Genomic DNA, 26,131 nt, shown 5'->3' on the forward strand with positions numbered 1-26,131 from the left:
GGTGGTTTCCGTTCGCGCGCCCCAGGGTGTGGTCGCGTAGGCGCGTACGAGCCGGGTGGTGCCTCAGCGGCGTCCGTCGCCGATGTAGTTGAGCAGCTCCTCGTGCAGCAGGCCGTTGGAGGCCGCGGCGTTCCCGCTGTGCGGCCCCGGGACGCCGTCCAGACCGGTGAACCGGCCGCCCGACTCCTGTACGACGACAGCGCAGGCCGCCATGTCCCACAGCGACAGCTCCGGCTCGGCGCAGATGTCCACCGAGCCCTCGGCGACCATCATGTACGGCCAGAAGTCGCCGTAGCCACGGGTGCGCCAGCAGTCCCGGGACAGTTCGAGGAAGCCGGGCAGCCGGCCCTGCTCCTCCCAGCCGGTCAGGGAGGAGTACGCGAACGACGCGTCCTGGATGCGCCCCACCTGCGACGCCTGGAGCCGGGAGGCGGAGGTCAGGCTGCGGCCCGTGTACGCGCCGAGGCCCTCCGCCGCCCACCAGCGGCGGTTGAGCGCGGGCGCCGAGACGACGCCGACGACCGGGCGGTCGCCGCCCTCCCCGCGCTCCATCAGGGCGATGAGCGTGGCCCAGACCGGCACCCCGCGCACATAGTTCTTGGTGCCGTCGATGGGGTCGATGATCCAGCGGCGCGGGCCGGAGCCCTCGCTGCCGAACTCCTCGCCCAGGACGGCGTCGCGCGGACGGGCGCGCTGCAGATGACCACGGATCAGTTCCTCGGCCGCCTTGTCGGCCTCGCTCACCGGAGTCATGTCCGGTTTGGTCTCGACCTTGAGGTCGAGTGCCTTGAACCGCTCCATGGTCGCGGCGTCGGCGGCGTCCGCCAGGACGTGGCCGAGGCGGAGGTCATCGTGATAGTCGGGCATGTGCGAACAGTATCGATTGGTATACGACCCGAGCCACATGACCACGAATCCCCGGCGCGTACGGACCCTTGACAGCCCCTGGCGGCGCGTCAATTCTGTGCGGCACACCGGCCATCTGGGCCGGCGGCCCGGGAGGCGACGATGCCTACAGCGCGTGAGTCCCTGCTGGACGCCGCCTACGCGGCGCTCGCGGCCAGGCCGTGGGCAGGCGTCCGGATGGTCGATGTCGCGGCCGAGGCCGGGGTGTCCCGGCAGACCCTCTACAACGAGTTCGGCAGCAAGGAGGGGCTGGCCAGGGCCCTGGTGCGACGGGAGACGGAAGGCTACATCGCCGGGGTGACCCGGGCCCTGGCGGAGCCGGGCCCGGCACCGGGAGGCGCGGGCGCGGACGTGGAGGCCCGGGTGGTGGCCGCGGCCGCCTGGACCGTACGGGCCGCGCGGACCAATCCCCTGATACGCGCGGCCCTGACGGGTTGCTGGAGCGAGCGGTTGCCGGCACCGGCGGGCGGAGTGCCGGGGCGGCGCGCGGCGCACTCCGGCGGCGCGGTCACCCCGCCGGGGGCGCGCGCCGACGGGCCGCCGCCGGCGCCGACCGATCTGGTGAGCCGGTTCTGCGACTGCGCGATGGCGGCGCTGGAGGCCGACTGGCCCAAGGAGGACCTGCCCGAACTGGGCACCGCCTGCGCCACCGCGGCCCGCCTCACCCTGTCGTACGTCGTCGCCCCCGCCGAACCGGAGGACCTCACCCGCCAGCTCCACCGGGCCTTCGCCCACGCCACCCCTCGTTCCTGACCGCCACCGGCGGCCCCGGTCGTGGGCCAGCCGGTCCACGACCGATCTAGTGGGCCGACCCCGACAGTTGGAGGCCGACGACGCCGACGATGACGAAGGCGATGGAGACGAGTTTGAGAGTGGAGACGAGGTCGCCGAGGAAGACCATGCCGTAGATGGCGGTGCCGGCGGCGCCGATACCGGTCCACACCGCGTAGGCCGGGCCCACGTCGAGCTTCTTCAGGGAGAGGGTGAGCAGGCCGAAGCTGCCGAGGGCGAAGCAGGCGAAGGCGATGGTGGGCCAGAGCCGGGTGAAGCCGTGGGAGAGCTTGAGACAGACCGCGAACCCGGTCTCCAGGAGCCCCGCCACCACGACGAGCAGCCACGCCATGTCCATTGCCTCCGTACGGTCCGTGACCGCTTCGCCAGCCTCGGTGTGATTATGCCTTTACCTCGGTCACGGGGCAGCAAACGTGAGCGATCAGTCCCCCTCGCGTCGCTCCCGGGTGGCCAGCAGCCGACGGAGCGAGTAGAGGCGGGCCGGGTCCGCGTGGCCGTCGGCCACCCACTGGTCCAGGGCGCAGTCCGGCTCGTCGTGGCTGCACGCGCGGGGGCAGCCGGCGGTGCCGGGGACCAGGTCCGGGAAGGCGAGGATGACCCGGCCGGGATCCACGTGGTGGAGGCCGAAGGAGCGCACGCCGGGGGTGTCGATGACCCAGCCCGAGGCGTTTGGCAGGGGGAGCGCGAGGGCGGAGGTCGTGGTGTGCCGGCCGCGGCCGGTGACCGCGTTGACGTGGCCGGTGGCCCGCTTGCGGTCCGGCACCAGCGCGTTGACGAGGGTGGTCTTGCCGACGCCGGAGTGCCCGACGAAGGCGGTCATGTGGCCGCGCAGCCGTTCGCGGACGCGGTCGGCCGCGGCGCCGTCGGCGAGTTCGTCGCGGCTGGTGACGATGTACGGGACGCCGAGCGCGCCGTAGGACTCCAGGAGCGCGTCGGGGGAGGCGAGGTCGGACTTGGTCAGCACCAGCAGCGGGTCCAGGCCCGCGTCGTACGCGGCGACCAGGCAGCGGTCGATCAGCCGCGGCCGCGGCTCCGGGTCGGCGAGCGCGGTGACGATCGCGAGCTGATCGGCGTTGGCGACGACCACCCGCTCGAACGGGTCGTCGTCGTCCGCAGTCCGCCGCAGGGTGGAGCTGCGCGGCTCGACCCGGACGATCCGGGCGAGGGTGTCCTTCGCCCCGGTCAGGTCACCGACGACCGCGACCCGGTCACCGACGACGACGGACTTGCGGCCCAGTTCGCGGGCCTTCATCGCGATGACGGTGCGGTCCTCGATGAGGCAGGTGGTCCGGCCCCGGTCGACGGTCAGGACCAGGCCCTCGCTGGCGTCCTCGTGCTTGGGCCGGATGTTCGTACGGGGGCGGTTGCCCTTGCGGTTGGGGCGGACGCGGATGTCGTCCTCGTCGGGGTTCTTGCCGTAGCGGCGCATGGTCGAAGGAGCCTCAGCCTCTCCGGGCGGGGGTCGCCGCCTCGCCCAGCATCCCGGTCCACAGGGCGGGGAAGTCGGGGAGCGTCTTGGCGGTCGTCGCCACGTTCTCCACCTGCACGCCCGGCACGGTCAGGCCGATGATCGCGGCGGCGGTGGCCAGCCGGTGGTCCTCGTACGTGTGGAAGATGCCGCCGTGCAACGCGCGCGGCCGGATGTGCAGACCGTCCTCGGTCTCGGTGACGTCGCCGCCCAGCTCGTTGATCTCCTTGGTGAGCGCCGCCAGCCGGTCGGTCTCGTGCAGGCGCAGGTGGGCGACGCCGCGCAGGGTCGAGGGGGAGTCGGCGAGGGCGGCCACCGCGGCGATGCCGGGGGTCAGCTCGCCGACCTCGCCGAGGTCGACGTCGATGCCGTGGACGCGGCCGGTGCCGGTGAAGGTCAGACCGCGCTCGGTCAGTTCGCAGGAACCGCCCATGGCGGTGAAGATCTCGCGCAGCGCGTCACCGGGCTGGGTGGTGCGCTCGGGCCAGTCGGGGATGGTGACCCGGCCGCCGGTGACCAGCGCCGCCGCCAGGAACGGCTGGGCGTTGGACAGGTCCGGCTCGACGATCAGGTCGCGGCCCAGCAGGGCACCGGGGGTGACCCGCCAGACGTTCGGCTCGCCGCCGGACTCGGGGGTGTCCACCTGGGCGCCGACGCTGCGCAGCATGTCGACGGTCATCCGGATGTGCGGCATGGAGGGCAGGGCCGAACCGACGTGCCGGACCTCGACGCCCTGGTTGAAGCGCGGCGCGGACAGCAGCAGCGCGCTGACGAACTGCGACGAGGAGGAGGCGTCGATCTCCACGGCGCCGCCCTCCAGGGCACCGCCGCCGAACACCGTCATGGGCAGCGCGCCGCGGCCGTCGTCGTCGATCCGGGCGCCGAGCGAGCGCAGCGCGTTGATCACGCCGTCGAGCGGGCGCTCGTAGGAACGCGGGTCGCCGTCGAAGCGGATGGCGCCGTCGGCGAGGGCCGCGACCGGGGGCAGGAAGCGCATGACCGTACCGGCGTTGCCGACGTCGACCGTGGCCGGGCCGTGCAGACCGGCCGGGATCACCCGCCACGCCTCCCCGCCGCCGCCGTCCGCGCCGGCCGTCGAGGCGGCACTGGAGGGGGCGGTCTCCTCGATGCCGACGCCCATCGTGCGCAGCGCCTCGGCCATCAGCAGGGTGTCCCGGGAGCGCAGCGGGCGGCGCAGCCAGCCGGGTTCGGAGGACAGGGCGGCGAGGACGAGGCCACGGTTGGTGACCGATTTGGAGCCGGGCACGGTGACGGTGGCGTCGACCGCTCCGGCAGCGGCGGGGGCGGGCCAGAGGGCGGGATGCGCGGGGCTCTCGGTCATGTCCCTCACTTTAATGGCTGGGCCGGGGTGCAAATCTTGATCAGAAGTGGCGCAACCTGGAGGAAACACGGCACTGATAGTGCGGGACGGGTCACCGTCCGGTGCCGTACGCCCGGTCCCGCGCTCCGGGGCGCGTCCGGCGGGCACCCGAGCGCGGCCCGTACCGGCTGGTGGCGGGTGCCGGCGCACGGCGCGGCGCGCGGCCCGGGGTGCGGCGTGCGGACCGTACCGGCTCGGTACGGGCGCGGCGCGCGGCCGGCGCCGGCTCAGAGGTCCAGCAGCCAGCGCCCGCCGCCGGCCAGCGAGCACAGCGTCACGAGGTGGAAGAGTCCCAGCCAGACGGCCGCCGGTACGCGGGTGAGCCGGGCCAACTCGTCGGGGTCGGAGTCCCCGGCCCGGCCGCGGCGCCGTTTGCCCTGGAGCTCGAAGGGCGGCCGTACGCCGCCCAGCAGCAGGAACCACACCACCGCGTACGCGAACGCCGCCTGCACATCGGCGCTGGTCAGCCAGGAGACGAGGAAGAACGCCGCCCCGGCGAGCACGACGGTCAGCACGCCGTACGCGTTACGGATCATCAGCAGCATCGCGGCGAGCAGCGCGGTGGCGCCCCACAGCAGCGCCGTGATGTGCCCGGAGGCCAGCAGCCAGGCGCCCAGGAGCCCCAGCAGGGACGGGGTGACATACCCGGCGGCCGCGGTGAGGATCATGCCGAGGCCGGTCGGCTTGCCGCGGGAGACCGTCAGCCCCGAGGTGTCCGAGTGCAGCCGGATGCCGGCCAGCCGGCGGCCGCTGAGCAGGGCGACGAGCCCGTGCCCGCCCTCGTGCGCGATGGTGATGGCATTACGGGACAGCCGCCAGGCGCGGTACGGGGCGATGGCACCCAGGGCGAGCACCGCGGTGACGACGACGAGCCAGGGCGGCGGGTCGGGCTGGAGGCCGAAAACCCTGTCCCATACGTCGGTGATATGACCGGTGTCCATCTCTCCCCTTGGTGTGGCGTGGCACTGTGGCATACATGTGCGGACGGTATGCAGCGAGTCGCGGCCCCGAGGACCTGGCGGGGCTCTTCGAGGTCGAGAAGTGGGAGCCGGAGGAGACCCTGGCGCCCGACTGGAACATCGCCCCGACGAAGAACGTCCACGCGGTGCTCGAACGTCCCCTTAAAGACGCGGAAGACCGCCGTCCGGTTCGCCAGTTGCGCAGACTGACCTGGGGGCTGGTCCCGTCCTGGGCGAAATCGGCCGATGTCGGAGTGAAGATGATCAACGCGCGGGCGGAGACGGTGCACGAGAAGCCCTCGTTCCGGCGGCCGTTCGCGGCCCGCCGCTGCCTGCTGCCCGGCGACGGCTATTACGAGTGGGTCACCGCCGCCGGCGAGCGGAAGCTGGAGGAGCAGGGCAGGAAGAAGCGCCCCCGCAAGCAGCCGTACTTCGTCACGCCGGCGGACGGCCAGGTGATGGCGATGGCCGGGCTGTACGAGTTCTGGCGCGACCGTACGCTGCCCGACGACCACCCGCGGGCCTGGTGGGTGACCTGCACGGTCGTCACCACCGAGGCCGAGACCACCCCGCTGGCGAACGCGGACGGCGGCGCGGGGCCGCAGGCGCTCGCCGACATCCACCCGCGGATGCCACTGGTCATGACGCCCGACAAGTGGGACGCCTGGCTCGACCCGGCGCGTACGGACGTGGACGACCTGCTGCCGCTGCTCGCGCCGCCGCCCGCCGGGCTGATGCGCGCGTACCCGGTCCCGTCCGAGGTGAGCAACGTCCGTAACAACGGGCCGGAGCTGGTCGAGGAGCTGGCGGCCCCGGAGGTGGGCACGCTGTTCTGAGGCCCTGGCCGCTGACGCGCCGAGCGCTCGGCTGCCCGCCCGTCGCGCGCCCCGGCACCGCTCCGGGCGCGCGGGGCGGCAGGATGAGGGCGTGAGCGAAACAGTTGAGACTCCCGTGGGTGAGGCGCGTATCACCTGGCACCCGGCCGGGGACGCGCGCGCCGTCCTCGCCGTCAGCCACGGCGCCGGCGGCGGCATCGAAGCACGCGATCTGCGCGCGCTGGCGGCGGAGCTGCCCGCGCGCGGATACACCGTGGCGCTGGTCGAGCAGCCGTGGCGGGTGGCCGGCAAGAAGCTCGCACCGGCCCCCAAGACGCTGGACACCGCCTGGACCGCGCTGTGGCCGGCGCTGGAGAAGCCGGGCCTGCCGGTCGTCGCGGGCGGGCGCAGCGCGGGGGCGCGGGTGGCCTGCCGCACGGCGCGCGACCTGGGCGCGCACGGCGTACTGGCGCTGAGCTTCCCGCTGCACCCGCCGGGCAAGCCGGACACGTCGCGCGCCGACGAGCTGACCGGGGCCGGGCTGCCGACGCTGGTGGTGCAGGGCGGCCGGGACCCGTTCGGCCGCCCGTCGGAGTTCCCGGCGGGCACCCGCGTCGTCGAGGTGCCGTACGGGGACCACGGTTTCGCCGTACCGAAGAAGGCGGATCTCGACGAGTCGGCGGCGATGGCCGTGATCACGGACGCGGCGGGGGAGTGGCTGGACGGCCTTTTCGGCTGACGGGCTCCTCCGTCTGACGGGCCGCGCCCGCCCGGCCACCGCGCCCGCCCGGCCACCGCGCCCGCCCGGCCACGCCGTACCGTCCACCGCGCCCGCTCCGCTCCGCCCCCCCCCAGCCACGCCCCGGCCCGCCCGTCCGCTCCCCTCAGTCCCCGTCCCCCTTGCCCCGCGGCCTGGCGCGTACGTGCATCCGCTCGCCCTGTCGCCCGAAGAGGCTGAGCAGCTCCACCGGTTCGTCGCCCGCCGGGCCGAACCAGTGCGGCAGCCGGGTGTCGAACTCCGCCGCCTCGCCGGAGCGCAGCACCACGTCCCGGTCCGCGAGCAGCAGCCGCAGCCGCCCGGAGAGCACGTACACCCACTCGTAGCCCTCGTGGGTGCGCTGCTCGGGCGGGCCCGGCACCGGATCGATGATCATCTTGTACGCCTGGAGCCCGCCGGGCTGCCGGGTCAGCGGCACGAACGTCATGTGCCCCCTGCGCTGCGGCGCGGCGCGCACCCGTGGGTCGCCCACCTCGGGCGCCCCGACCAGCTCGTCCAGCGGCACCTGATGGGCCTGGGCGAGCGGCAGCAGCAGTTCGAGCGTGGCCTTGCGGCCGCCCGATTCGAGGCGGGAGAGGGTGCTCACCGAGATGCCCGTCGTCTCCGCGAGGGCGGTCAGCGTCACCCCTCTGTCCTGCCGCAGCCGCCGCAGCCGCGGCCCCACGTTCGTCAGCACCCGTTCGTACGCCTTGTCGTCCATCTCTTCATTGCTGAAGCGGCAAGCCTGTTTGTCAAGCGCCACCCGGGTGCCCGGGCCGGTCCGCCGGGCCCCGTGACCCTGCTCACGGGCCGGCCCCGTGGGGCGGGAATGACGTGCGGGGTGCGGCTGTTGTGCCGGTTGTAGGAACGCTGAAGGAATCTTCGAAGAAGTGGAGTCCGCCGCATGGGAATCGCTTGCCCAGCCCGCCCGCAGGCCGCTGACCTGCAGTGGTCAACGCTGAGGGGCGCCCAGACCGCCATGGCTGGAGCGGCGGCGGCACCGGATCGTCGTCTATTCTCCGAATCGAGCGGGTCCGCGTCCGGATCCGTCACGGTGTTGGAGGAGGTGGGTCCGGTCACCGGTACCGACGCAGGGACCGACGGTACGGCAGAGGTACACGCTGGTAACGGGAAGCGGGAGACCGACGCGGAGCGCAACGCGCGCTTCGAGCGGGACGCCCTCACCTTCCTGGACCAGATGTATTCGGCCGCGCTGCGCATGACGCGCAACCCGGCCGATGCGGAGGACCTGGTTCAGGAGACGTATGCGAAGGCGTATGCGTCCTTCCACCAGTTCCGTGAGGGAACGAACCTCAAGGCGTGGCTGTACCGCATTCTCACGAACACCTTCATCAACTCCTACCGCAAGAAGCAGCGCGAACCCCAGCGCAGCGCCGCCGAGGAGATCGAGGACTGGCAGCTCGCGCGCGCCGAGTCGCACATGTCCACGGGCCTGCGGTCCGCCGAGTCCCAGGCGCTGGACCACCTGCCCGACTCCGATGTGAAGGCGGCCCTTCAGGCCATCCCGGAGGAATTCCGCATCGCGGTCTACCTCGCGGACGTCGAGGGCTTTGCGTACAAGGAGATCGCCGACATCATGGGTACACCCATCGGCACGGTGATGTCCCGTCTGCACCGCGGCCGGCGCCAACTGCGCGGCATGCTGGAGGATTACGCCCGTGAGCGTGGGCTGGTCCCCGCCGGGGCAGGCGCTGCGACCGCGCAGTCGTCGCAGCCGCACGATCGGAAAGGCTCGGGATCATGAGCTGCGGAGAGCCGCACGAGAAGGACTGCTCAGAGGTCCTCGACCACCTGTACGAGTACCTCGACCGGGAGATGCCGGCCGGTGAGTGCGAGAAGTTCCAGGAGCACTTCGACGAATGCTCGCCCTGCCTGGAGAAGTACGGGCTGGAGCAGGCCGTCAAGAAGCTGGTCAAGCGCTGCTGCGGCCACGACGACGTTCCGGTCGACCTGCGGTCGAAGGTGATGGGCCGGATCGACCTGATCCGCGCGGGCGAGGCGGTGCCCGAGCAGAGCGTGCTCGAACAGGCCAAGCAGGAGCAGGCAGAGGCCCGCGCCGCCGCGGCCGCCAAGGCCCCCGAGCAGGCGTCCGGGCCGGGCTCGGACACCCCGCTCGACGCGCGTGGTGAGACCGCGCGAGCCGAATAGCGCGGCGTATCACCCCACGGGGTGAGGGCGGGGCGGCTCGCCCTGCCCGATCCACAGATCCGCCGTACCCGGCGAGAGCGGCCGGTTCTCCTTCTCGCTCCTCCTCCTGGCGGGAGCGCGCCCCTATGGGGGTCAACTCCCGCACGGCGGATCACCGTTCCCGTAACGCCCTGCTGCCGCTGCGGCGGCGCCCGGCGTCTCCTGCCGCGTTCCGACGGCCTCGGAAGGCGCCGTCTTCGTCGCCACCGAGCGGTACGGGCCTCGGGCCGCCTGGCGTGGGCCGCCGGCACGGCCGCTGGGGGCTCATCTGGCGTTCGGCACGGCCGCGTTGACGAGGGCCGTGCCGCGAAACGGCGCGTACGGCCGCGCGCCGCGCCGTGCCGCCGCTCGGCCGTCGGCAGCGGACCCCGCCCCGGCGAGACCGCGATACGAGCCGGGTCGGCACGCCCCCGGGCGGACGGGCCGCAGTCGTACAGGAACCGGACGGCGGTCCCCCGGAAGAGCCATCCGAAGAGCCGCCCGGCCCGGCGGCTTCCCGGCCCGGCGCTCCCGCACAGATCTACGCAAAGGCCCGCGCAAGGTCATGGAACCGATGGGTAATGAGCGGCCCCGGAGATGGGCATGGTTGGATGCGAAGGAACCCCCACGAACGGGGATTCAGGGGGTCGGCGAAAGGCAAGGAGCCGGTGAGGGGGTCGGTGGCGGGCCGCGGGCGGCGCGGCAACCGGGCTGAGCCCGGCGGCAATCTGTGGCAGGTTGTCGAGTGGGCCCTCGCAGGACCCCCGGCCTTGGCCCGGGGCGGCATCCAGGAAGCAACCAGCAGGCGGGAATCGTGAAGATCTTCGGCAAGGTACGGCACCGGCCCTCCGCCTCGTGGCGGCAGGCGACCGACCGCGCTTTCACGCTGATCGGTGACGGCCGTTACGAGGACGCGGGCGCCCTGCTGACGCGGGCGGCCGACATGGAGCCGTGGCTGTCGGAGTCCTGGTTCAACCTCGCGCTGCTGCACAAGTTCCGGCACGACTGGGAGCAGGCGCGCGCCGCCGGACTGCGCGCGGTCGCCCTGCTGGACCGCGAGGCCGGGGCCCCCGACTGGTGGAACGTGGGCATCGCGGCCACCGCCCTGCAGGACTGGCCGCTGGCCCGGCGGGCCTGGCAGGCGTACGGCCTGAAGGTCCCCGGTGAGGGCTCGCCGTCCGCCGAACCGGTCGGCATGGAGCTGGGCAGCGCCGCCGTACGCCTGTCGCCGGAGGGCGAGGCGGAGGTGGTCTGGGGCCGCCGGCTGGACCCGGCGCGCATCGAGGTGCTCTCCATCCCGCTGCCGTCCTCCGGGCGGCGCTGGGGCGAGGTGGTGCTGCACGACGGCGTGCCCAACGGCGAGCGCACGACCGCCGCCGGCCCGTCCTTCCCGGTGTTCGACGAGATCGAGCTGTGGGCGCCCTCCCCGGTGCCGACCTGGGTGGTGCTCCTGGAGGCCGCCACGGAGACCGACCGGGACGCCCTGGAGCGGCTGGCCGCCGACGCGGGCTTCGCCGCCGAGGACTGGTCGTCCTCCGTGCGCCTGCTGTGCCGTACCTGCTCGGAGAGCCGGATGCCCAGCGACGAGGGCGAGGGCGAGCACCTGGACCCGCACGACCACAGCGAACCGGGCCACCCGGGGCCGCTGGGCCACCGTACGGCGGGCTCCGGCTCGCTGTGGGTGCCGGAGCGCGAGTGCGGCATCGCGGCCCCCGCCGGGCTGGTGCGCGGCCTGCTGGACGGCTGGGTCGCGGACAGCCCGGACACCCGCGAGTGGCGGGACCTCGAAGAGGTCTGCTGACGGCCGCGGGCCGAGACGGTGCCCGGGACACGGCCCGGACCGGTGCCCGGGACACGGCCCGGACCGGCGCACGGCGTCCGGCGCACTCCCGGTGCGCGACGGTGACCGGACGCGGTATCCGAGAGCCCGCAGGACGCCCCGCGTAGGCTGGAGGGCGAATATTTCGGGTTTCCAGGAAGGCTTACGGCGGACATGGCGCAACAGCCTGTTTTTGACCACAACGAGGAGCGGGCGGCGGAGGGCTTCGTCGACGACGTGACCGGCGCGGCGGAGCGGGAGGAGGCGCACCGCGAGCGCGGTACGTCCCGCCCGATCACCGTCGTCGGCAACCCGGTGCTGCACAAGGAGTGCAAGGACGTCACCGAGTTCGACGACAAGCTGGCCCAGCTCGTCGACGACATGTTCGCCAGCCAGCGCACGGCCGAGGGCGTGGGCCTGGCCGCCAACCAGATCGGCGTGGACCTGAAGGTCTTCGTCTACGACTGCATGGACGACGAGGGCGTCCGGCACGTCGGCGCGGTCTGCAACCCGGTCCTGGACGAGCTGCCGGTCGAGCGGCGGGTGCTGGACGACTCGAACGAGGGCTGCCTGTCGGTGCCCGGCGCGTACGCGGAGCTGGCCCGCCCGGACTACGCGGTCGTCCGCGGCCAGGACACCGAGGGCAACCCGATCGCGGTCGAGGGCACCGGCTACTTCGCGCGCTGCCTCCAGCACGAGACCGACCACCTGTACGGCTACCTGTACATCGACCGGCTCTCCAAGCGCGACCGCAAGGACGCGCTGAAGCAGATGGCCGAGCGCGAGCCGCGCTACCCCGTCGTCGCCAACGACTGAGCCCGGCCCGCCCCGGCCGCGGTCACTTCGCCGTGCCGGTGGCGTACGCGCCCCAGATCCGGGGCGGTATGCCGCTGCCGAACCGGGTGTCGCCGCCCACGCCCTCCATGGGCAGCAGCCGCGGCGTCCCCGGCTTGGCGCGGAAGACGGTGACGGCGGTGGTCAGCCCGCCCCCGGGGGAGCCGTCGTTGCCGATGAACCACGCCGACCGCATGCGGTCGTCCGGGCCGGTGCCGCCCGCGATGATGCCCTGCGGCAGCCGGGCGGTGGTCTCCTGGGGCAGCGACTTCCAGGCGAAGGCGCCCAGCGGCCGGCTGATGGCGCGGGCCGCCTCCGGGGTCAGGACCTGGCGGGGGGCCGGCGGCTCCAGGCCCGGCAGCGGCTTGCCGTCGTGCACGACCCCGGTCACCGAGTACGGTTCGGTCCGGCTGCCGTCGTTGCCGAACAGCGAGTACGCGCCGGCCAGCCGGATCGCGCTGGGCGTGGAGGTGCCGAGCGGAAACGTCTGCTCCAGGCGGGCCAGGCTCTCCTCGCGCAGGCCCGCCGCGACGGCCAGGTCCCGGATCCTCGCCAGGCCCAGGCGCCGGCCCGCGCCGACGAACGGCGGGTGGGCGGAGGTCACCAGGCCCTCGTACAGCGCGGGCAGCGCGGCGTCCGCCGGCGCCGGGGACGGAGCGGCGGCGTCCTCCGAGGGCGTGGCGCTCTCCTCGCGGAGGGCGGCGGCCACCACGAACGGTTTGAAGGCCGAGCCGGCCGGCACGCCCGCGGTGTCGGCGTTGTTCACGAAGTGCTTCGTCGCGTCCGGGCCGCCGTAGAGCGCGACGACCGCGCCGTCCCGGGCCCGCACGGACGCGGCACCGCATTCCACGTACGTGTCGGCGGCGCGCTTCTTCGGATCGATGCCGCGGCGCCGCTCGTCCTCCACCGCTTTCGTCAGCCGCGCCACCTTGTCCTTCTCGAAGGTGGTGTGGATGCGATAGCCGCCGCGGGCCAGATCGCGGTCGGTCAGGTCCGTACGGCTGCGGAGGTATTTCTTCGCGGCGTCGACGAGATAGCCGGTCTGGCCTTTCTGGCTGGTCGGGGTGACGGGTTGGCGAGGCTCCGGGAACGTCGTGTAGCGGGCCCGTTCTTCCCGGCTCATCAGGCCGGTTTCCACCTCACGGTCCAGAATCCACTTCCAGCGCTCCACCGCACGGCGGTGGTGGGCGTCGCTCAGTGCCGGATCGTACTGCTCGGCGCCTTTGAGCAGCGCGGCCAGCGCCGCGCCCTGGCTGGGGTCGAGGCTCTTGGCCGGCACGCCGTAGTACGCGTTCGCGGCGGCCTGGATGCCGAAGGAATGCCGCCCGAAATAGCTGGTGTTGAGATAGCCCTGAAGGATGTCCGTCTTGGACTTGCGGTGATCCAGCTTCAGCGCGATGAAGAATTCCTTCACCTTGCGCTTGAGCGTCTGGTCCTGCGAGAGATAGGTGTTCTTCACGAACTGCTGGGTGATGGTGGAACCGCCCTGGGCCTCCTGGCCCTTGACCATGTTCCATCCGGCGCGGGCGATACCGGAGAGCGAGACGCCGGAATCGGAGTAGAAACTTGCGTTCTCGGCGGCGATGACGGCGTGTTCGACGGAGTCGGGCACCTGGGCGAGGGTGACGTTCTGCCGGTTGACGGCGCCCTCGCTCACCATCTGGCTGCCGTCCGCCCAGTAGTAGACGGTGGCTTCCCGGCGTGCGGCGGCGTTCTCGTCCGGGATGTCGACCTGTGCGTACACGAAGGCGAAGAGACCGGCGAGCCCGGCCGTGCCGACGGCGGCGGCGCCGAGCTGCTGTCTCCAGGACGGCAGCCAGCGGCGCCGGCCGCCACGGCCTCGGCGGGGATAGTCGATGAACCGTTTCCTCGGTTGCTCGCTGCCCTTCATGCAAGGGGAGAGCGGGCGGGCCGGGGCAGGGTTGCCGTTGCCCGCACGTTGTCATCGACTCATCAAATGCGGTCCGGATTCGTCGGACACAAAGAAGCGGAGGGGGCCGGTCCGTGCGGGCCGGCCCCCTCCGGTCCGGTCAGAACTCGTCGTCGAAGGAGACCGAGCCCTCGACGGCGACCTGGTAGGCCGAGGCGCGCCGCTCGAAGAAGTTGGTCAGCTCCTGGACGTTCTGCAGCTCCATGAAGGAGAACGGGTTCTCCGAGCCGTACACCGGCGCGAAGCCGAGGCGCTGGAGGCGCTGGTCGGCGACGCACTGGAGGTACTCGCGCATCGACTCGGTGTTCATGCCCGGCAGGCCGTCGCCGCACAGGTCGCGGCCGAACTGCAGCTCGGCCTCGACGGCCTCCTTGAGCATGTCGACGACCTGGCGCTCCAGCTCGTCGTCGAAGAGGTCCGGCTCCTCCTCGCGCACCGTGTCCACGACCGAGAACGCGAAGTTCATGTGCATGGTCTCGTCGCGGAAGACCCAGTTGGTGCCGGTCGCCAGGCCGTGCAGCAGGCCGCGCGAGCGGAACCAGTACACGTACGCGAAGGCGCCGTAGAAGAAGAGGCCCTCGATGCAGGCCGCGAAGCAGATCAGGTTCAGCAGGAAGCGGCGGCGGTCGGCCTTCGACTCCAGCCGGTCGATGGACTCGACCGAGTCCATCCACTTGAAGCAGAACTCGGCCTTCTCGCGGATGGAGGGGATGTTCTCCACCGCGGCGAACGCGGCCGCGCGGTCGTCCGGATCGGGCAGGTAGGTGTCCAGCAGCGTCAGATAGAACTGGACGTGCACGGCCTCCTCGAAGAGCTGCCGGCTCAGGTAGAGCCGCGCCTCGGGGGAGTTGATGTGCTTGTAGAGCGTCAGGACCAGGTTGTTCGCCACGATCGAGTCGCCGGTCGCGAAGAACGCGACGAGCCGGCCGATCATGTGCTGCTCGCCGGGCGACAGCTTGGCGAGGTCGGCCACGTCGGAGTGGAGGTCGACCTCCTCCACGGTCCAGGTGTTCTTGATCGCGTCCCGGTAGCGGTCGTAGAAGTCCGGGTAGCGCATCGGGCGCAGGGTCAGCTCGAAGCCCGGGTCGAGGAGGTTCTTGCTGCCGGTGGTGGCGGTGTGCGAGGCGGCCGCGGACGTCTCGGGGGTGTCGTTCTTCTCGGGTGCGGTAGTCATGGTTACTGGCATGCCTCGCAGGACTCGGGGTTTTCCAGGGAGCAGGCGACGGCCTCGGGATCGGCCGCCTGAGCGGGGACGGGAGCGGGCTGCGCGCCCCCGCCGGTGCCGCGCGCGGACTGGGCGATACGGGTCGCCGGACGCGAGCGGAGGTAGTACGTGGTCTTGATGCCGCGCTTCCAGGCGTACGCGTACATCGAGCTGAGCTTGCCGATGGTCGGGGAGGCCATGAACAGGTTCAGCGACTGGCTCTGGTCGAGGTAGGGCGTACGGTCCGCCGCCATGTCGATCAGCGCGCGCTGCGGGATCTCCCAGGCCGTGCGGTACAGCTCGCGGATGCCGGCGGGAATCCAGTCCAGCTCCTGCACCGAGCCGTTGGCCTCGCGCAGCGCGTCACGAGTGCGCGCGTCCCACAGGCCCAGCGCCTTCAGCTCCTCGATCAGGTACGCGTTGACCTGGAGGAATTCGCCCGACAGCGTCTCGCGCTTGAACAGGTTCGAGACCTGCGGCTCGATGCACTCGTACACGCCCGCGATGGAGGCGATGGTGGCGGTCGGCGCGATGGCCAGCAGCAGCGAGTTGCGCATCCCGGTCGCCGCGATACGGGCGCGCAGCGCCGCCCACCGGTCCGCCCAGCGCGGCTCGGCGTTCGGGTAGTGGTCGGGGTGCAGCACGCCGCGGGCCGTACGGGTCGCGGACCAGGCCGGGTGCGGGCCGTGCCGCTCGGCGAGGTCGGCGGACGCCTCGTACGCCGCGAGCATGATCCGCTCGGAGATGCGGGTGGACAGCTCCCGCGCCTCGGGCGAGTCGAAGCCCAGCCGCAGCCGGAAGAAGACGTCCTGGAGGCCCATCAGGCCCAGGCCCACCGGGCGCCAGCGGGAGTTGGAGGCGCCGGCCTGCTCGGTCGGGTAGAAGTTGATGTCCACCACGCGGTCCAGGAAGGTCACGGCGGTGCGGACCGTGGCGTCCAGCCGCTCCCAGTCCATCTCACCGTCGTCACCCAGGTGGGCGGCGAGGTTGACCGAGCCGAGGTTGCAGACGGCGGTCTCGCCGTCGTCAGTGACCTCCAGGATCTCGGTGCACAGGTTCGAGGAGTGCACGACCTTGCCGGGCTCGGCGGTCTGGTTCGCGGTGCGGTTGGCGGCGTCCTTGAAGGTCATCCAGCCGTTGCCGGTCTGCGCGAGGGTGCGCATCATCCGCGAGTACAGGACGCGGGCCGGGACCTGCTTGACGGCGCGGCCCTCGGCCTCGGCCTTGCGGTACGCGGCGTCGAACTCGTCGCCGTACAGGTCCACCAGTTCGGGCGCGTCGCTGGGGGAGAACAGCGACCAGTCGGCGTCGGCCTCCACGCGGCGCATGAACTCGTCGGGGATCCAGTGCGCGATGTTCAGGTTGTGGGTGCGCCGGGCCTCCTCGCCCGTGTTGTCGCGCAGCTCCAGGAACTCCTCCAGGTCCGCGTGCCAGGTCTCCAGGTAGACGCAGGCGGCGCCCTTGCGCCGGCCGCCCTGGTTCACGGCCGCGACCGAGGCGTCCAGGGTGCGCAGGAACGGCACGATGCCGTTGGAATGGCCGTTGGTGCCGCGGATCAGCGAGCCGCGGGCGCGGACCCGGGAGTACGACAGGCCGATGCCGCCGGCGTGCTTCGACAGCCGCGCCACCTGGTGGTAGCGGTCGTAGATCGAGTCCAGCTCGTCCAGCGGGGAGTCCAGCAGGTAGCAGGAGGACATCTGCGGGTGCCGGGTGCCGGAGTTGAACAGCGTCGGCGAGGAGGGCAGGTACGACAGTGTGCTGGTCAGCCGGTACAGCTCGGCGACGTCGGCCAGGGCCCGCTCGCTGTGGTCCTCGGCCAGGCCACAGGCCACCCGCAGCAGGAAGTGCTGCGGGGTCTCGATCACCTGGCGGGAGATCGGGTGGCGCAGCAGGTAGCGGGAGTGCAGGGTGCGCAGGCCGAAGTAGCCGAACCGGTCGTCCGCGCCGTCCGCCAGGGCGCGCTCCACCAACTCGTCCAGGCGGGCCGCGTGGGTCCGTACGAACTCCGCCGTGCTGTCGGCGATCAGGCCCTCGCGGTGGCCGACGGCGACGGAGGCCGAGAAGGCGGTCGCCCCCTCCGCGGCCGCCTCCTCGGCGATGGCGCGGGTCAGCAGGCGGGCGGCGAGCTTGGAGTACTGCGGCTCGTCGCCGATCAGGCCGGCCGCGGCCTCCATGGCCAGCGAGCGCAGCTCGGCCTCGTCGGAGCCGGGGTGGCGGCCGCGCAGCGCGGCGGCGGCGATCTTGCCCGGGTCGGTGGCGGGCAGGTCGGCGGTGAGGTCGGTCAGCGTGCGCAGCAGGGCGGCGCCGGGGCCGTCCTCGGCCCGGCCGCCGGTGCCCTGCCGGGGCTGCGTGTCCTTCGCGGGCTGCGCGACCTGCTCGGCTGCTGCGGGCTCCGTTGGCGCGATGGTCACGTGCTGCTCTCCCTCACTCGGCGAGGGTCCGGGGAGGGCACGGCGGCGCGTGCGGGCGTGCGGCGCCCCCGGCACGGCAAGGGGCGCGCGGGCACACCGCGCAGCGTCCACCGGTCCAACCCGCGAGACCCGGACGTATCGACGTCCGCGCCGGTTCCGGCGTGGACGTGCTGTGGGCAGGTCTTCGGACTCACGGGTGCGGTTTACGCACTTCGTACACCGTTGCGGGACAGTTCCGGATTCGCACCGGATTCCCCTGCGACGACAGCGAGCACGAGCATACATCTTGTGCTGCCTCGTGCACCCACCCCCATATCTTGTGTCGCGTTGGCGCGGGGTTGTCCGAAGCCGTGGTATTCGGCGGCCGTTCGGGGCGCGCTCCGGGGGTGGGCCGGGACCTCCGAGAGGGTGTCACGAGGCGGCTGCGAGGCCGTTCCCGGGGGGTTCCGAAGCCGTTGCCCGGCCGTTCCGAACGGCCTGGACAGCGGCTGATGCAGGGGGCGTATTGGTGGCGCGGAACGTCCCTGATGCGTTGACCGGGCCCCCTGAAGCGTATTGGCTCCTTGTCTGCTCCGTCGGCCGGCGGGGCGGGTGGGGGCCTTGTGTGAGGGGGGAAACATGCGAAGAACGGGTGGGGCGCGTGGCGCCGTGCGCGTCGTGGGTCTGGTGGCGGGAGCGTGTGCCGTGGCGGGGGTGCTGCCCGCGTCCGGGGCGGCCGCTTCGCCTGCGGCCGGGGTCACCGAGCGGGTCAGCGTGGCCGCGGACGGAACGCAAGGAAACGGTTTTTCCGGGGATCCGAAGCTCAGCGCGAACGGGCGGTTCGTGGCATTCACCTCGGAAGCCACCAATCTGGGGCCCACGGACACCAACGGCCACCAGGACGTCTACGTCAAGGATTTACGGACGGGAAAGGTCGACCTGGTCAGCGTCGGCAGCGACGGCACGCTCGGCGACGGCCTGTCCGGCTCGCCCGAGATCAGCGCCGACGGCCGGTACGTCGCCTTCTACTCCAGCGCGGCGAACCTGGTCAGCGGCGACACCAACGACGAGGGCGACGTCTTCGTCCACGACCGCCGCACCGGGCGCACCACCAGCCCCACCGCGGGCGCCGGGAAGTCCCCGTACGGGTACGGGGTGCAGAACTTCGCCCTCAGCGGCAGCGGCCACCGGCTCGCCTTCGGCTCTCACCGCCCGGACCTGGTGCCCGGCGACACCAACGAGAGCCTGGACATCTTCGTTCACGATGTGCGGGCGGGAACGGTACGACGGGTGAGCGCGGCGAGTGACGGCACCCAGGCCGACGCCGCGTCCGCCTTCCCGTCGATCAGCGCCGACGGCCGCCGGATCGCGTTCACCTCGAAGGCGCGGAACCTCACCCCCGCCGGGCCCGGCTTCCGCCGGCCGCCGCCGCAGGACCCCATGTACGTCCACGACCTGGACACCGGACGGACCCGGCCGGCGAGCCTGAGCACCACGGACGCCGTCGTCGGCGTGTCGCCGTCCCCGGGGCTCAGCCCCGACGGCCGGTACGCGGTCTTCTCCGCCCTGGCCGCGGACGTGGTGCCGGACGACACCAACGGCACGTACGACCTCTTCGCCCGCGACCTGGAGCAGGGCACCACCCGGCTGCTGTCCCGCGCGCACGACGGCTCCCAGGGCAACGGCTGGTCCTCCGACGGGCGGCTCAGCGCGGACAACCGGCGGCTCTTCTTCACCTCCGCCGCCACCAACCTGGTGCCCGGCGACACCAACGGCCAGGTCGACGGCTTCGTCCGCGACCTGCGGACCGGGCGCGTCGAGCGGATCAACGTCGGTGCGGGCGGCGGCCAGTCGGCGTCCTGGACGAACACCGCGGCACCCGACGCCACCGGGCGGCTGGCCGCGTTCGACTCACGCGACGCCGGGCTGGTGCCCGGGGACACGAACGGGACGGGCGACGTCTTCGTCCGCCGGCTCCGGCACTGACGTACCGGCCCGCCGACGCGCCCGCGTGCCGCGACACCGGCGCGCGGGCACGGGCCGCACCCAACGCACCGACCAGGAGGGGAACCGACCATGAGGCCCACCCGCACCACCGCACGAAGACTCACCGCAGTGACGGGCGTGTGCGCGCTCGCCGCGCTGCTGCCCGCCACGACGGCCGGCGCCCGGTCCGCGCCGCCGCCCGGCACCGAGCGGGCCAGCGTCGCCGCCGACGGCACCCAGGGCAACGGCGGCTCGTCCGGCTCGGCGCTCAGCGCCGACGGCCGGTACGTCACCTTCGACTCCGCCGCGACCAACCTGGTGCCCGGCGACACCAACGGGCAGTCGGACATCTTCGTCAAGGACCTGAGGTCGGGCGCCGTCGAACGGGTCGATGTGGCGAGCGACGGGGCCCAGGCCGACTCCTGGTCGTCCACACCCACCATCAGCGCCGACGGCCGCTACATCGCCTTCCAGTCCGACGCGACGAACCTGGTGCCGGGCGACACCAACGCCGACACCGACATCTTCGTCCACGACCGCCGCACCGGGCGGACCGGGAGCGTCACCGTCGACGGGCGCCCCCCGCAGGGCAAGCAGGGCTCCCAGATGCCGGTGATCAGCGCCGACGGCCGGTCCGTGGCGTTCGCCTCCAGCCGCGAGGACCTGGTGCCCGGCGACACGAACAAGGCCCAGGACATCTTCGTCCGCGACCGCGGGACGGGCGCCGTGCGGCGGGTGAGCGTCTCCGTCACCGGTGAGCAGGCCACCGGCCCGTCCGCCGGCCCGGTGCTCAGCTACGACGGCCGCAAGGTCGGCTTCACCTCCAAGGCACAGAACCTGCCCCCGGCCGCCGCGCGGCCCGCTCGCGGCGAATCCGACCTGCGCAAGCCGCACAGCTACCCGTTCTTCCTGCACGACCTGGACACCGGCCGCACGAGCGTGGCGAGCCTCAGCTCGACCGGCGAGACGGTCGGCGCCTGGAACGCCTCGCTCAGCCCCGACGGCCGCCACGCGGTCTTCTCCAGTCAGTACGGCGAGGTGGTGCCCGGCCATCCGGCCGGCCGCGCTGATCTGTTCGTACGCGACCTGGTCAAGGGCACGACGGAACAGATGACGTACACCCACGACGGCAAGCAGCCGCAGTCGGGCTCCTCCGGCCACGGCGTGCTGTCCGCCGACAACCGCCGGCTGTACTTCCAGTCCTCGGTCCCGGACCTGGTGCCCGACGACACCAACGGCGCGCAGGACGTCTTCGCGCGCGACATGCGGACCGGCACCGTCGAGCGGGTCAGCGTCGCCGCCGACGGCTCCCCGGCCCAGGCCTGGTCCTTCAACGCCTCCACCGACGCCACGGGCCGCGTCCTCGCCTTCGACTCCGACGCGGCGAACCTGGTCCCCGGGGACACGAACGGAGTGGCGGACGTGTTCGTCCGGCGGATGGGACGGTAACGCGGACGACCGGCCCGGCCGCCGCTAAGCGGCCCGGTCGAGGTCGCAGGTGAACGCCCACAGCGTGATGCCCGGTACGGGAGACCAGTCCCGCTCGGGTATGCGCGTGAACCCGATGCGTTCGTACATGCGGTGGGCGGTCAGGATGTGCGGCATGGCGGAGAGCATCATGCGGGACAGGCCGAGCGAGCGGGCGCGGTCCATACAGGCGCGCACCAGCGCTTCACCGATCCCGCGCCCGCGGCCGTCGGGGGCGACGGCCAGCATCCGGAACTCGCCCTCGTCCGGCCGGGCCGTCTCGGCGTACGGACTGCCGGGGGCGGCGAAGGTCACCGCCCCCAGCACCGCGCCGTCCGCGTCGACCGCCGCCAGCACCTCGGCGTGCTCCGCCCGGTGCGCGACCTCGCGCAGCTTGCCCGCATACGGGTCGTCGGCCCCGAACGCCAGCAGCCCGTCCGCCGCGTAGGCCGCCACGAGGAGGTCGCCGATCCGCTCGAACTCCGTCGGCCGCGCGGGCCTGATCGTGATATCCATGAGGCAAGTGTGCACCGGGGGTGTGACAACGGCCCCCGGCAGCGCACCGGCCCCTCAGCGCCCCGCCGGCACCCCCACCGTGGCCGGGGGCAGCTCGGCCTGGACGCCCTTGTCGCCCGCGTCCGCCGTGTAGTCCTCCGGGGACGTCTCGTCGATGCCGTCCGGGGCCTTCGTGGCGCGCAGGACGACCGTGAGGACGACGGTGACCAGGACGTTCAGGACGAACGCGGTCAGGCCGACATAGCCGATCTCGCCGATGCCGGGGATCTCCGTGCTGGAGCCGCCGAAGTGCTTCTGCGTGGGACTGGCCACCCCGTACGCCGCGACCGTGCCGTAGACCATGCCGGCCGCCCAGCCGGCCAGCAGCGCCCACCGGTGGAACCAGCGGGTGAACAGCCCGCCGACCAGAGCGGGCATGGTCTGCAGGATCCAGATGCCGCCCAGGAGCTGGAAGTTGATCGCCACGGTCTTGTCCATGGTCAGCACGAAGATCAGCGCACCGACCTTGACCAGCAGCGACACCAGCTTGGCAACCTTGTGCTCCTGCGCGGGGGTGGCGCCGGGCCTGAGGAAGTCCTTGTAGATGTTGCGGGTGAACAGGTTCGCCGCGGCGATGGACATGATGGCGGCCGGCACCAGCGCGCCGATCCCGATCGCGGCGAACGCCACGCCGGTGAACCAGTCGGGGAACATGTCCTCGAAGAGCTGCGGGATGGCAAGCTGGCCGTTCCGCACCGTGATCCCGGCCGCCACCGCCATGAAGCCGAGCAGCGCGAGCAGTCCGAGCATCAGGGAGTAGAGCGGCAGGATGGTGGTGTTGCGGCGGATCACGTTGCGGCTGCGGGAGGACAGCGTCGCGGTGATCGAGTGCGGGTACATGAACAGCGCGAGCGCCGAGCCGAGGGCCAGGGTCGCGTACGCCCACTGCGCGTCCGGCCCGCTGGCCAGTTCCCCGCGGGGCCTGCCGGTCGCCGGGTTCTTCTGCGCGAAGGCGTCCTGGGCCACCGCGAAGATGTGGTCGAAGCCGCCCAGTTTGATCGGTATGTAGATGATCGCGACGACGATGACCAGGTAGATCAGCCCGTCCTTGACGAACGCGATCAGCGCGGGCGCCCGCAGCCCGGACGAGTACGTGTACGCCGCCAGCACACCGAAGGCGATCAGCAGCGGCAGGTCCTTGACGAACCAGTGGGTGGTCTCGCCGCCGCCGACGCCCATCACGTCCAGTACGGCCTGGATACCGACGAGTTGCAGTGCGATGTACGGCATCGTGGCGAGGATGCCGGTGAGCGCCACGGCCAGCGACAGGCTCTTGGAGCCGAACCGGCCGCGCACGAAGTCGGACGTGGTGACGTACCCGTGCTTGTGCGAGACCGACCACAGGCGGGGCAGGAAGGTGAAGATCAGCGGGTAGACGAGGATCGTGTACGGCACGGCGAAGAACCCGGCCGCGCCCGCCGCGTAGATCGCCGCGGGCACGGCGACGAAGGTGTACGCGGTGTAGAGGTCGCCGCCCAGCAGGAACCAGGTCACCCAGGTGCCGAAGCTCCGGCCGCCCAGGCCCCATTCGTCGAGGTTGTCGGACTGCGCGGCCTTGCGCCAGCGCGCCGCCAGGAAGCCCATGACCGTGACGGCCACGAAGAAGAAGATGAAGACGGCGAGCGCGACGCCGTTCACGCCGTCCTTCATCGCGACGCACCCCCCTTGCGCAGCCGCTTCTCACGCTGGACCAGCTTGTAGGCGACCGTGGTGAGCGCGGTCGAGATCAGCACCCACAGCATCTGGTACCAGTAGAAGAACGGGATGCCGACGAGGGTCGGCTCCACCTTGGCGTACGAGCTCACCCACAGCATCGCCACGAAGGGCGCGGCCAGGCACAGTCCGGCGATCACGCGGCTGGGCGTGACGACCGGGGCGGCTCTGCCCGCTGGTGTTCCGGCTGATTCGGACGGCTCTGGCATGGCCGTGGCTCCGTTCCCTGGCGGTCCCTTGGTGATCACGCGTGCAATGGGCAGGAAATCTAAGCCAGGGAAGTTGTACGCGTCACTACCTGTCCGCATATCGGTACGGCAACGACGCCGGCCGCCTCGGCCGCCGGCGCCCCCGCCGACACCGGGCCTCAGCAGCAGCGGAAGCCGGAGCGGGGGTCGCGCTCGCGCGCGGCGGCCCGCTGCCGCTCGAACTGACGGCGGCTGGGCACCGGCGCGTCGGGGGTGTGCTGCCGGACCTGTGCGACGTAACGCTCGTACGCGCTCTCGCCGGTCAATTCCCGTACATACCAACGGATCGCGCCCAGTACCCGCCGCGCCGAGGCCGCCGCCCGTGCCTCCGTCACGGCCCGCTCCGTCCCGCCGCGGCCGCCTCCGCCTTCTCCTCCTTGGAGGCCACCAGTCCGGCAGGCGCGACGATCGCCGACTTCACGTACGGGGCCTCGCTGAGCCGGGAGGCGGCCGGGTCGCGCAGGTGGCGTACGCACACCCGGGCCGCGTCCGCGACCACCACGACGATCAGCAGGGCGAGGACCGCCGACAGCACGCCGTCCACCGTGGAGTTGGTGATGACCGTGTGCATGTCGGCCATGTTCTTGGCGGGCGGCAGCACCTTCCCGGCGTCGACGGCGTCCTGGTAGACCGCACGCTGGGTGAAGAAGCCGACCTTGGGGTCGCCGGAGAAGACCTTCTGCCAGCTCGCGGTCAGGGTCACGGTGACATCCCAGGCGAGCGGGAGGCCGGTGATCCAGGCCCACTTGAGGCGGCCGGACTTGACCAGCAGGGTCGTGCAGACGGTCAGCGCGACCGCCGCCAGGAGCTGGTTGGCGATGCCGAAGACCGGGAAGAGCTGGTTGATGCCGCCGAGCGGCTCGTGCACGCCGACCCACAGGAAGTAGCCCCACAGCGCGACCACGGCCGCGCTGCACAGCACCAGTCCCGGCTTCCAACTCACCCTGCGGAACGGCTTGTAGACGTTGCCCAGCATGTCCTGGAGCATGAAGCGGCCCACCCGGGTGCCCGCGTCCAGCGCCGTGAGGATGAACAGCGCCTCGAACATGATGGCGAAGTGGTACCAGAACGCCTTCATCCCGGCGCCGCCGAACACCTGCGAGAAGATGTCCGCCACCCCCACGGCGAGGGTGGGCGCACCGCCCGTACGGGACAGCAGGGTGTGCTCCTCCACCGCCTTGGCCGCGGCCGCCAACTGGTCGGGGGAGATGCTGTATCCGAAGTGCGCGACGGCCTGCGAGGCCGACCGGACGGTGTCGCCGATGACGCCGGCCGGCGCGTTCATCGCGAAGTACAGCCCCGGGTCGATGATCGAGGCCGCCACCAGCGCCATCACCGCGACGAACGACTCCATGAGCATCGAGCCGTAGCCGATCATGCGGATCTGGGTCTCCTTCTGCACCATCTTGGGCGTGGTGCCGGAGGAGATCAGGGCGTGGAAGCCGGAGAGCGCGCCGCAGGCGATGGTGATGAAGACGAACGGGAAGAGCGACCCGGCGAAGACCGGGCCGTCGCCGCGCCCGGCGAAGTCCGTGACCGCGTCCATCCTCAGGTTCGGCAGCGTGACCAGCACGCCGACCGCCAGCAGCGCGATCGTGCCGATCTTCATGAAGGTGGAGAGATAGTCGCGCGGCGCCAGCAGCGTCCACACCGGCAGGACGGAGGCGATGAACCCGTACGCCACCAGCCAGACGACCAGTGTCCCCGGCTCCAGCGTGAAGGTGTCGGCCCAGGACGAGTCGGCGACCCAGCGGCCGGCGACCAGCGCGAGCAGCAGCAGCGCGACGCCGATCAGGGAGACCTCGGTGACCCGGCCGGGGCGCAGTACCCGCAGGTAGAAGCCCATCAGTAGGGCGATGGGGATCGTCATGCCGATGGAGAAGGTGCCCCAGGGGGACTCCGCCAGCGCGTTGACGATGATCAGCGCCAGCACACCCAGCAGGATGATCATGATGGCGAAGGCGGCGAGCAGCGCGGCGGCCCCGCCGACCACGCCGATCTCCTCGCGCGCCATCTGCCCCAGCGACCGGCCGTCGCGCCGGGTCGAGAAGAACAGCACGACCATGTCCTGCACGGCGCCCGCGAAGACGACTCCGACGATGATCCAGATGGTGCCGGGCAGATACCCCATCTGGGCGGCGAGCACCGGCCCGACCAGCGGTCCGGCCCCCGCGATGGCCGCGAAATGGTGGCCGAGCAGCACCCGGCGGTCGGTGGGGTGGAAGTCGACGCCGTCGTTCAGCCGCTCGGCGGGCGTGGCCCGGGTCCGGTCGAACCTCAGCACGCGGGTCGCGATGAAGCGGGCGTAGAAGCGGTAGCCGATGGCGTACGAGCCGAGGGCGGCGGCCACCATCCAGGCGGCCGAGACCTCCTCGCCGCGGGCCAGCGCGAGCAGCGTCCAGCCGGCGGCGCCGACCAGCGCCACGACCGTCCACAGGGCGATCTTGCGGGGTTGGGCGGCGGCTCGCGGCCGGCCTGCTGGGCGCACCTGTACGTCCTCCTGTCGACGCGACGACGGAAGGACCGTAGAGCCAACAGGGCGGGTCGCGCCATACCCCCGTGGGAGCGGCGGGCGCGACACCTGGGGGAGCGGTGGGTCGCCATGCCCCGGGACGTGGGGCGGGGCGCGCCATGTGCCGGACGGGTGGCGGGACGCCGGAGCCGGGCCGCGCCCCGCCGCGTATGGGTGTCAGTTGGCCGGGCCCCACCCCGCCGCGTAG

The 26,131-nt window shown here is 72.3% G+C and carries 23 protein-coding genes and 1 riboswitch; of the genes, 9 read left to right on the plus strand and 14 right to left on the minus strand.

Features of this window, described 5'->3' with window-relative positions:
• Positions 1 to 63 precede the first annotated feature (63 nt).
• The gene (hisN, locus tag ACH4EB_RS25435; RefSeq protein WP_398349979.1) at positions 64 to 867 is read right to left on the minus strand and encodes a histidinol-phosphatase; all 804 of its coding nucleotides are present in this window, start codon (positions 865 to 867) and stop codon (positions 64 to 66) included.
• 141 nt (positions 868 to 1,008) lie between these two features.
• Between hisN and ACH4EB_RS25440 the strand changes: the two genes are divergently transcribed.
• Positions 1,009 to 1,659 (plus strand): TetR/AcrR family transcriptional regulator, encoded by a 651-nt coding sequence (locus ACH4EB_RS25440; protein WP_398349980.1) that lies wholly within the window; start codon positions 1,009 to 1,011, stop codon positions 1,657 to 1,659.
• Positions 1,660 to 1,705: 46 nt separating this feature from the next.
• Here ACH4EB_RS25440 and ACH4EB_RS25445 read toward each other — a convergent pair whose 3' ends face one another.
• The 4 genes from ACH4EB_RS25445 to ACH4EB_RS25460 form a co-directional block, all read right to left on the minus strand.
• Positions 1,706 to 2,029, minus strand: a complete 324-nt coding sequence (locus ACH4EB_RS25445) for a DMT family transporter (protein WP_398349981.1) — start codon at positions 2,027 to 2,029, stop codon at positions 1,706 to 1,708.
• Between the two features lie 90 nt (positions 2,030 to 2,119).
• A complete protein-coding gene (rsgA, locus tag ACH4EB_RS25450; protein WP_398349983.1) occupies positions 2,120 to 3,127 on the minus strand; it encodes a ribosome small subunit-dependent GTPase A in 1,008 nt (335 codons plus the stop codon).
• 13 nt (positions 3,128 to 3,140) lie between these two features.
• On the minus strand, positions 3,141 to 4,508 hold the full coding sequence (gene aroA / locus ACH4EB_RS25455; protein ID WP_398349984.1) for a 3-phosphoshikimate 1-carboxyvinyltransferase: 1,368 nt from the start codon (positions 4,506 to 4,508) through the stop codon (positions 3,141 to 3,143).
• A 266-nt stretch (positions 4,509 to 4,774) separates the two neighbouring features.
• Positions 4,775 to 5,488, minus strand: a complete 714-nt coding sequence (locus ACH4EB_RS25460; RefSeq protein ID WP_398349985.1) for a M50 family metallopeptidase — start codon at positions 5,486 to 5,488, stop codon at positions 4,775 to 4,777.
• A gap of 35 nt (positions 5,489 to 5,523) precedes the next feature.
• On the opposite strand from ACH4EB_RS25460, the gene ACH4EB_RS25465 reads away from it, so the two are divergent.
• Both ACH4EB_RS25465 and ACH4EB_RS25470 read left to right on the plus strand, forming a co-directional pair.
• Entirely contained in the window at positions 5,524 to 6,342 is an 819-nt protein-coding gene (locus ACH4EB_RS25465; protein ID WP_398349986.1) for an SOS response-associated peptidase, read from the plus strand.
• A gap of 91 nt (positions 6,343 to 6,433) precedes the next feature.
• Entirely contained in the window at positions 6,434 to 7,060 is a 627-nt protein-coding gene (locus ACH4EB_RS25470; protein WP_398349987.1) for an alpha/beta family hydrolase, read from the plus strand.
• A 145-nt stretch (positions 7,061 to 7,205) separates the two neighbouring features.
• On the opposite strand, the gene ACH4EB_RS25475 is transcribed toward ACH4EB_RS25470, so the two are convergent.
• Entirely contained in the window at positions 7,206 to 7,799 is a 594-nt protein-coding gene (locus ACH4EB_RS25475; RefSeq protein WP_398349988.1) for a helix-turn-helix domain-containing protein, read from the minus strand.
• 345 nt (positions 7,800 to 8,144) lie between these two features.
• On the opposite strand from ACH4EB_RS25475, the gene ACH4EB_RS25480 reads away from it, so the two are divergent.
• From ACH4EB_RS25480 to def, 4 genes are all read left to right on the plus strand, one after another.
• Positions 8,145 to 8,843, plus strand: a complete 699-nt coding sequence (locus ACH4EB_RS25480; RefSeq protein ID WP_398350133.1) for a sigma-70 family RNA polymerase sigma factor — start codon at positions 8,145 to 8,147, stop codon at positions 8,841 to 8,843.
• Complete coding sequence (rsrA, locus tag ACH4EB_RS25485) at positions 8,840 to 9,247, plus strand: mycothiol system anti-sigma-R factor (RefSeq protein WP_398349989.1); 408 nt, start codon at positions 8,840 to 8,842, stop codon at positions 9,245 to 9,247. The genes ACH4EB_RS25480 and rsrA overlap by 4 nt, the downstream gene beginning before the upstream one ends.
• An 832-nt stretch (positions 9,248 to 10,079) precedes the next feature.
• Positions 10,080 to 11,066 carry a tetratricopeptide repeat protein gene (locus tag ACH4EB_RS25490; RefSeq protein ID WP_398349990.1) on the plus strand — a complete coding sequence of 329 codons (987 nt, stop codon included), beginning with the start codon at positions 10,080 to 10,082 and terminating at the stop codon, positions 11,064 to 11,066.
• Between the two features lie 192 nt (positions 11,067 to 11,258).
• Entirely contained in the window at positions 11,259 to 11,900 is a 642-nt protein-coding gene (gene def / locus ACH4EB_RS25495) for a peptide deformylase (RefSeq protein ID WP_398349991.1), read from the plus strand.
• Between the two features lie 22 nt (positions 11,901 to 11,922).
• Here the strand turns inward: def and ACH4EB_RS25500 are convergent, their stop codons facing one another.
• The 3 genes from ACH4EB_RS25500 to ACH4EB_RS25510 all read right to left on the minus strand — a co-directional run bounded on the left by ACH4EB_RS25500 (position 11,923) and on the right by ACH4EB_RS25510 (position 17,463).
• A complete protein-coding gene (locus ACH4EB_RS25500) occupies positions 11,923 to 13,809 on the minus strand; it encodes a transglycosylase domain-containing protein (RefSeq protein WP_398349993.1) in 1,887 nt (628 codons plus the stop codon).
• Positions 13,810 to 13,948: 139 nt separating this feature from the next.
• Positions 13,949 to 15,022, minus strand: a complete 1,074-nt coding sequence (locus tag ACH4EB_RS25505; protein WP_398349994.1) for a ribonucleotide-diphosphate reductase subunit beta — start codon at positions 15,020 to 15,022, stop codon at positions 13,949 to 13,951.
• A gap of 2 nt (positions 15,023 to 15,024) precedes the next feature.
• Complete coding sequence (locus ACH4EB_RS25510) at positions 15,025 to 17,463, minus strand: ribonucleoside-diphosphate reductase subunit alpha (RefSeq protein ID WP_398349995.1); 2,439 nt, start codon at positions 17,461 to 17,463, stop codon at positions 15,025 to 15,027.
• A 157-nt stretch (positions 17,464 to 17,620) separates the two neighbouring features.
• Positions 17,621 to 17,761, minus strand: a riboswitch (cobalamin riboswitch).
• 524 nt (positions 17,762 to 18,285) lie between these two features.
• Here ACH4EB_RS25510 and ACH4EB_RS25515 point away from each other — a divergent pair.
• Both ACH4EB_RS25515 and ACH4EB_RS25520 read left to right on the plus strand, forming a co-directional pair.
• Positions 18,286 to 19,428: a TolB family protein gene (locus ACH4EB_RS25515; RefSeq protein ID WP_398349996.1), complete on the plus strand. Its 1,143-nt coding sequence runs from the start codon at positions 18,286 to 18,288 to the stop codon at positions 19,426 to 19,428.
• Between the two features lie 90 nt (positions 19,429 to 19,518).
• Positions 19,519 to 20,877 carry a TolB family protein gene (locus tag ACH4EB_RS25520; protein ID WP_398349998.1) on the plus strand — a complete coding sequence of 453 codons (1,359 nt, stop codon included), beginning with the start codon at positions 19,519 to 19,521 and terminating at the stop codon, positions 20,875 to 20,877.
• A gap of 24 nt (positions 20,878 to 20,901) precedes the next feature.
• On the opposite strand, the gene ACH4EB_RS25525 is transcribed toward ACH4EB_RS25520, so the two are convergent.
• The 5 genes from ACH4EB_RS25525 to ACH4EB_RS25545 all read right to left on the minus strand — a co-directional run bounded on the left by ACH4EB_RS25525 (position 20,902) and on the right by ACH4EB_RS25545 (position 25,899).
• Positions 20,902 to 21,411: a GNAT family N-acetyltransferase gene (locus tag ACH4EB_RS25525; RefSeq protein WP_398350000.1), complete on the minus strand. Its 510-nt coding sequence runs from the start codon at positions 21,409 to 21,411 to the stop codon at positions 20,902 to 20,904.
• A gap of 54 nt (positions 21,412 to 21,465) precedes the next feature.
• Positions 21,466 to 23,100, minus strand: coding sequence for a monocarboxylate uptake permease MctP (mctP, locus tag ACH4EB_RS25530; RefSeq protein ID WP_398350001.1), 1,635 nt, complete (start codon positions 23,098 to 23,100; stop codon positions 21,466 to 21,468).
• A complete protein-coding gene (locus ACH4EB_RS25535) occupies positions 23,097 to 23,372 on the minus strand; it encodes a DUF3311 domain-containing protein (RefSeq protein ID WP_398350003.1) in 276 nt (91 codons plus the stop codon). Before ACH4EB_RS25535 ends, mctP begins: the two co-directional genes overlap by 4 nt.
• Positions 23,373 to 23,530: 158 nt before the next feature.
• The gene (locus tag ACH4EB_RS25540; RefSeq protein WP_398350005.1) at positions 23,531 to 23,746 is read right to left on the minus strand and encodes a YbdD/YjiX family protein; all 216 of its coding nucleotides are present in this window, start codon (positions 23,744 to 23,746) and stop codon (positions 23,531 to 23,533) included.
• On the minus strand, positions 23,743 to 25,899 hold the full coding sequence (locus ACH4EB_RS25545; RefSeq protein WP_398350007.1) for a carbon starvation CstA family protein: 2,157 nt from the start codon (positions 25,897 to 25,899) through the stop codon (positions 23,743 to 23,745). The genes ACH4EB_RS25540 and ACH4EB_RS25545 overlap by 4 nt, the downstream gene beginning before the upstream one ends.
• Between the last annotated feature and the right edge of the window lie 232 nt (positions 25,900 to 26,131).

It is taken from the genome of Streptomyces sp. NPDC018045, assembly GCF_044327445.1.
Lineage (GTDB): Bacteria > Actinomycetota > Actinomycetes > Streptomycetales > Streptomycetaceae > Streptomyces.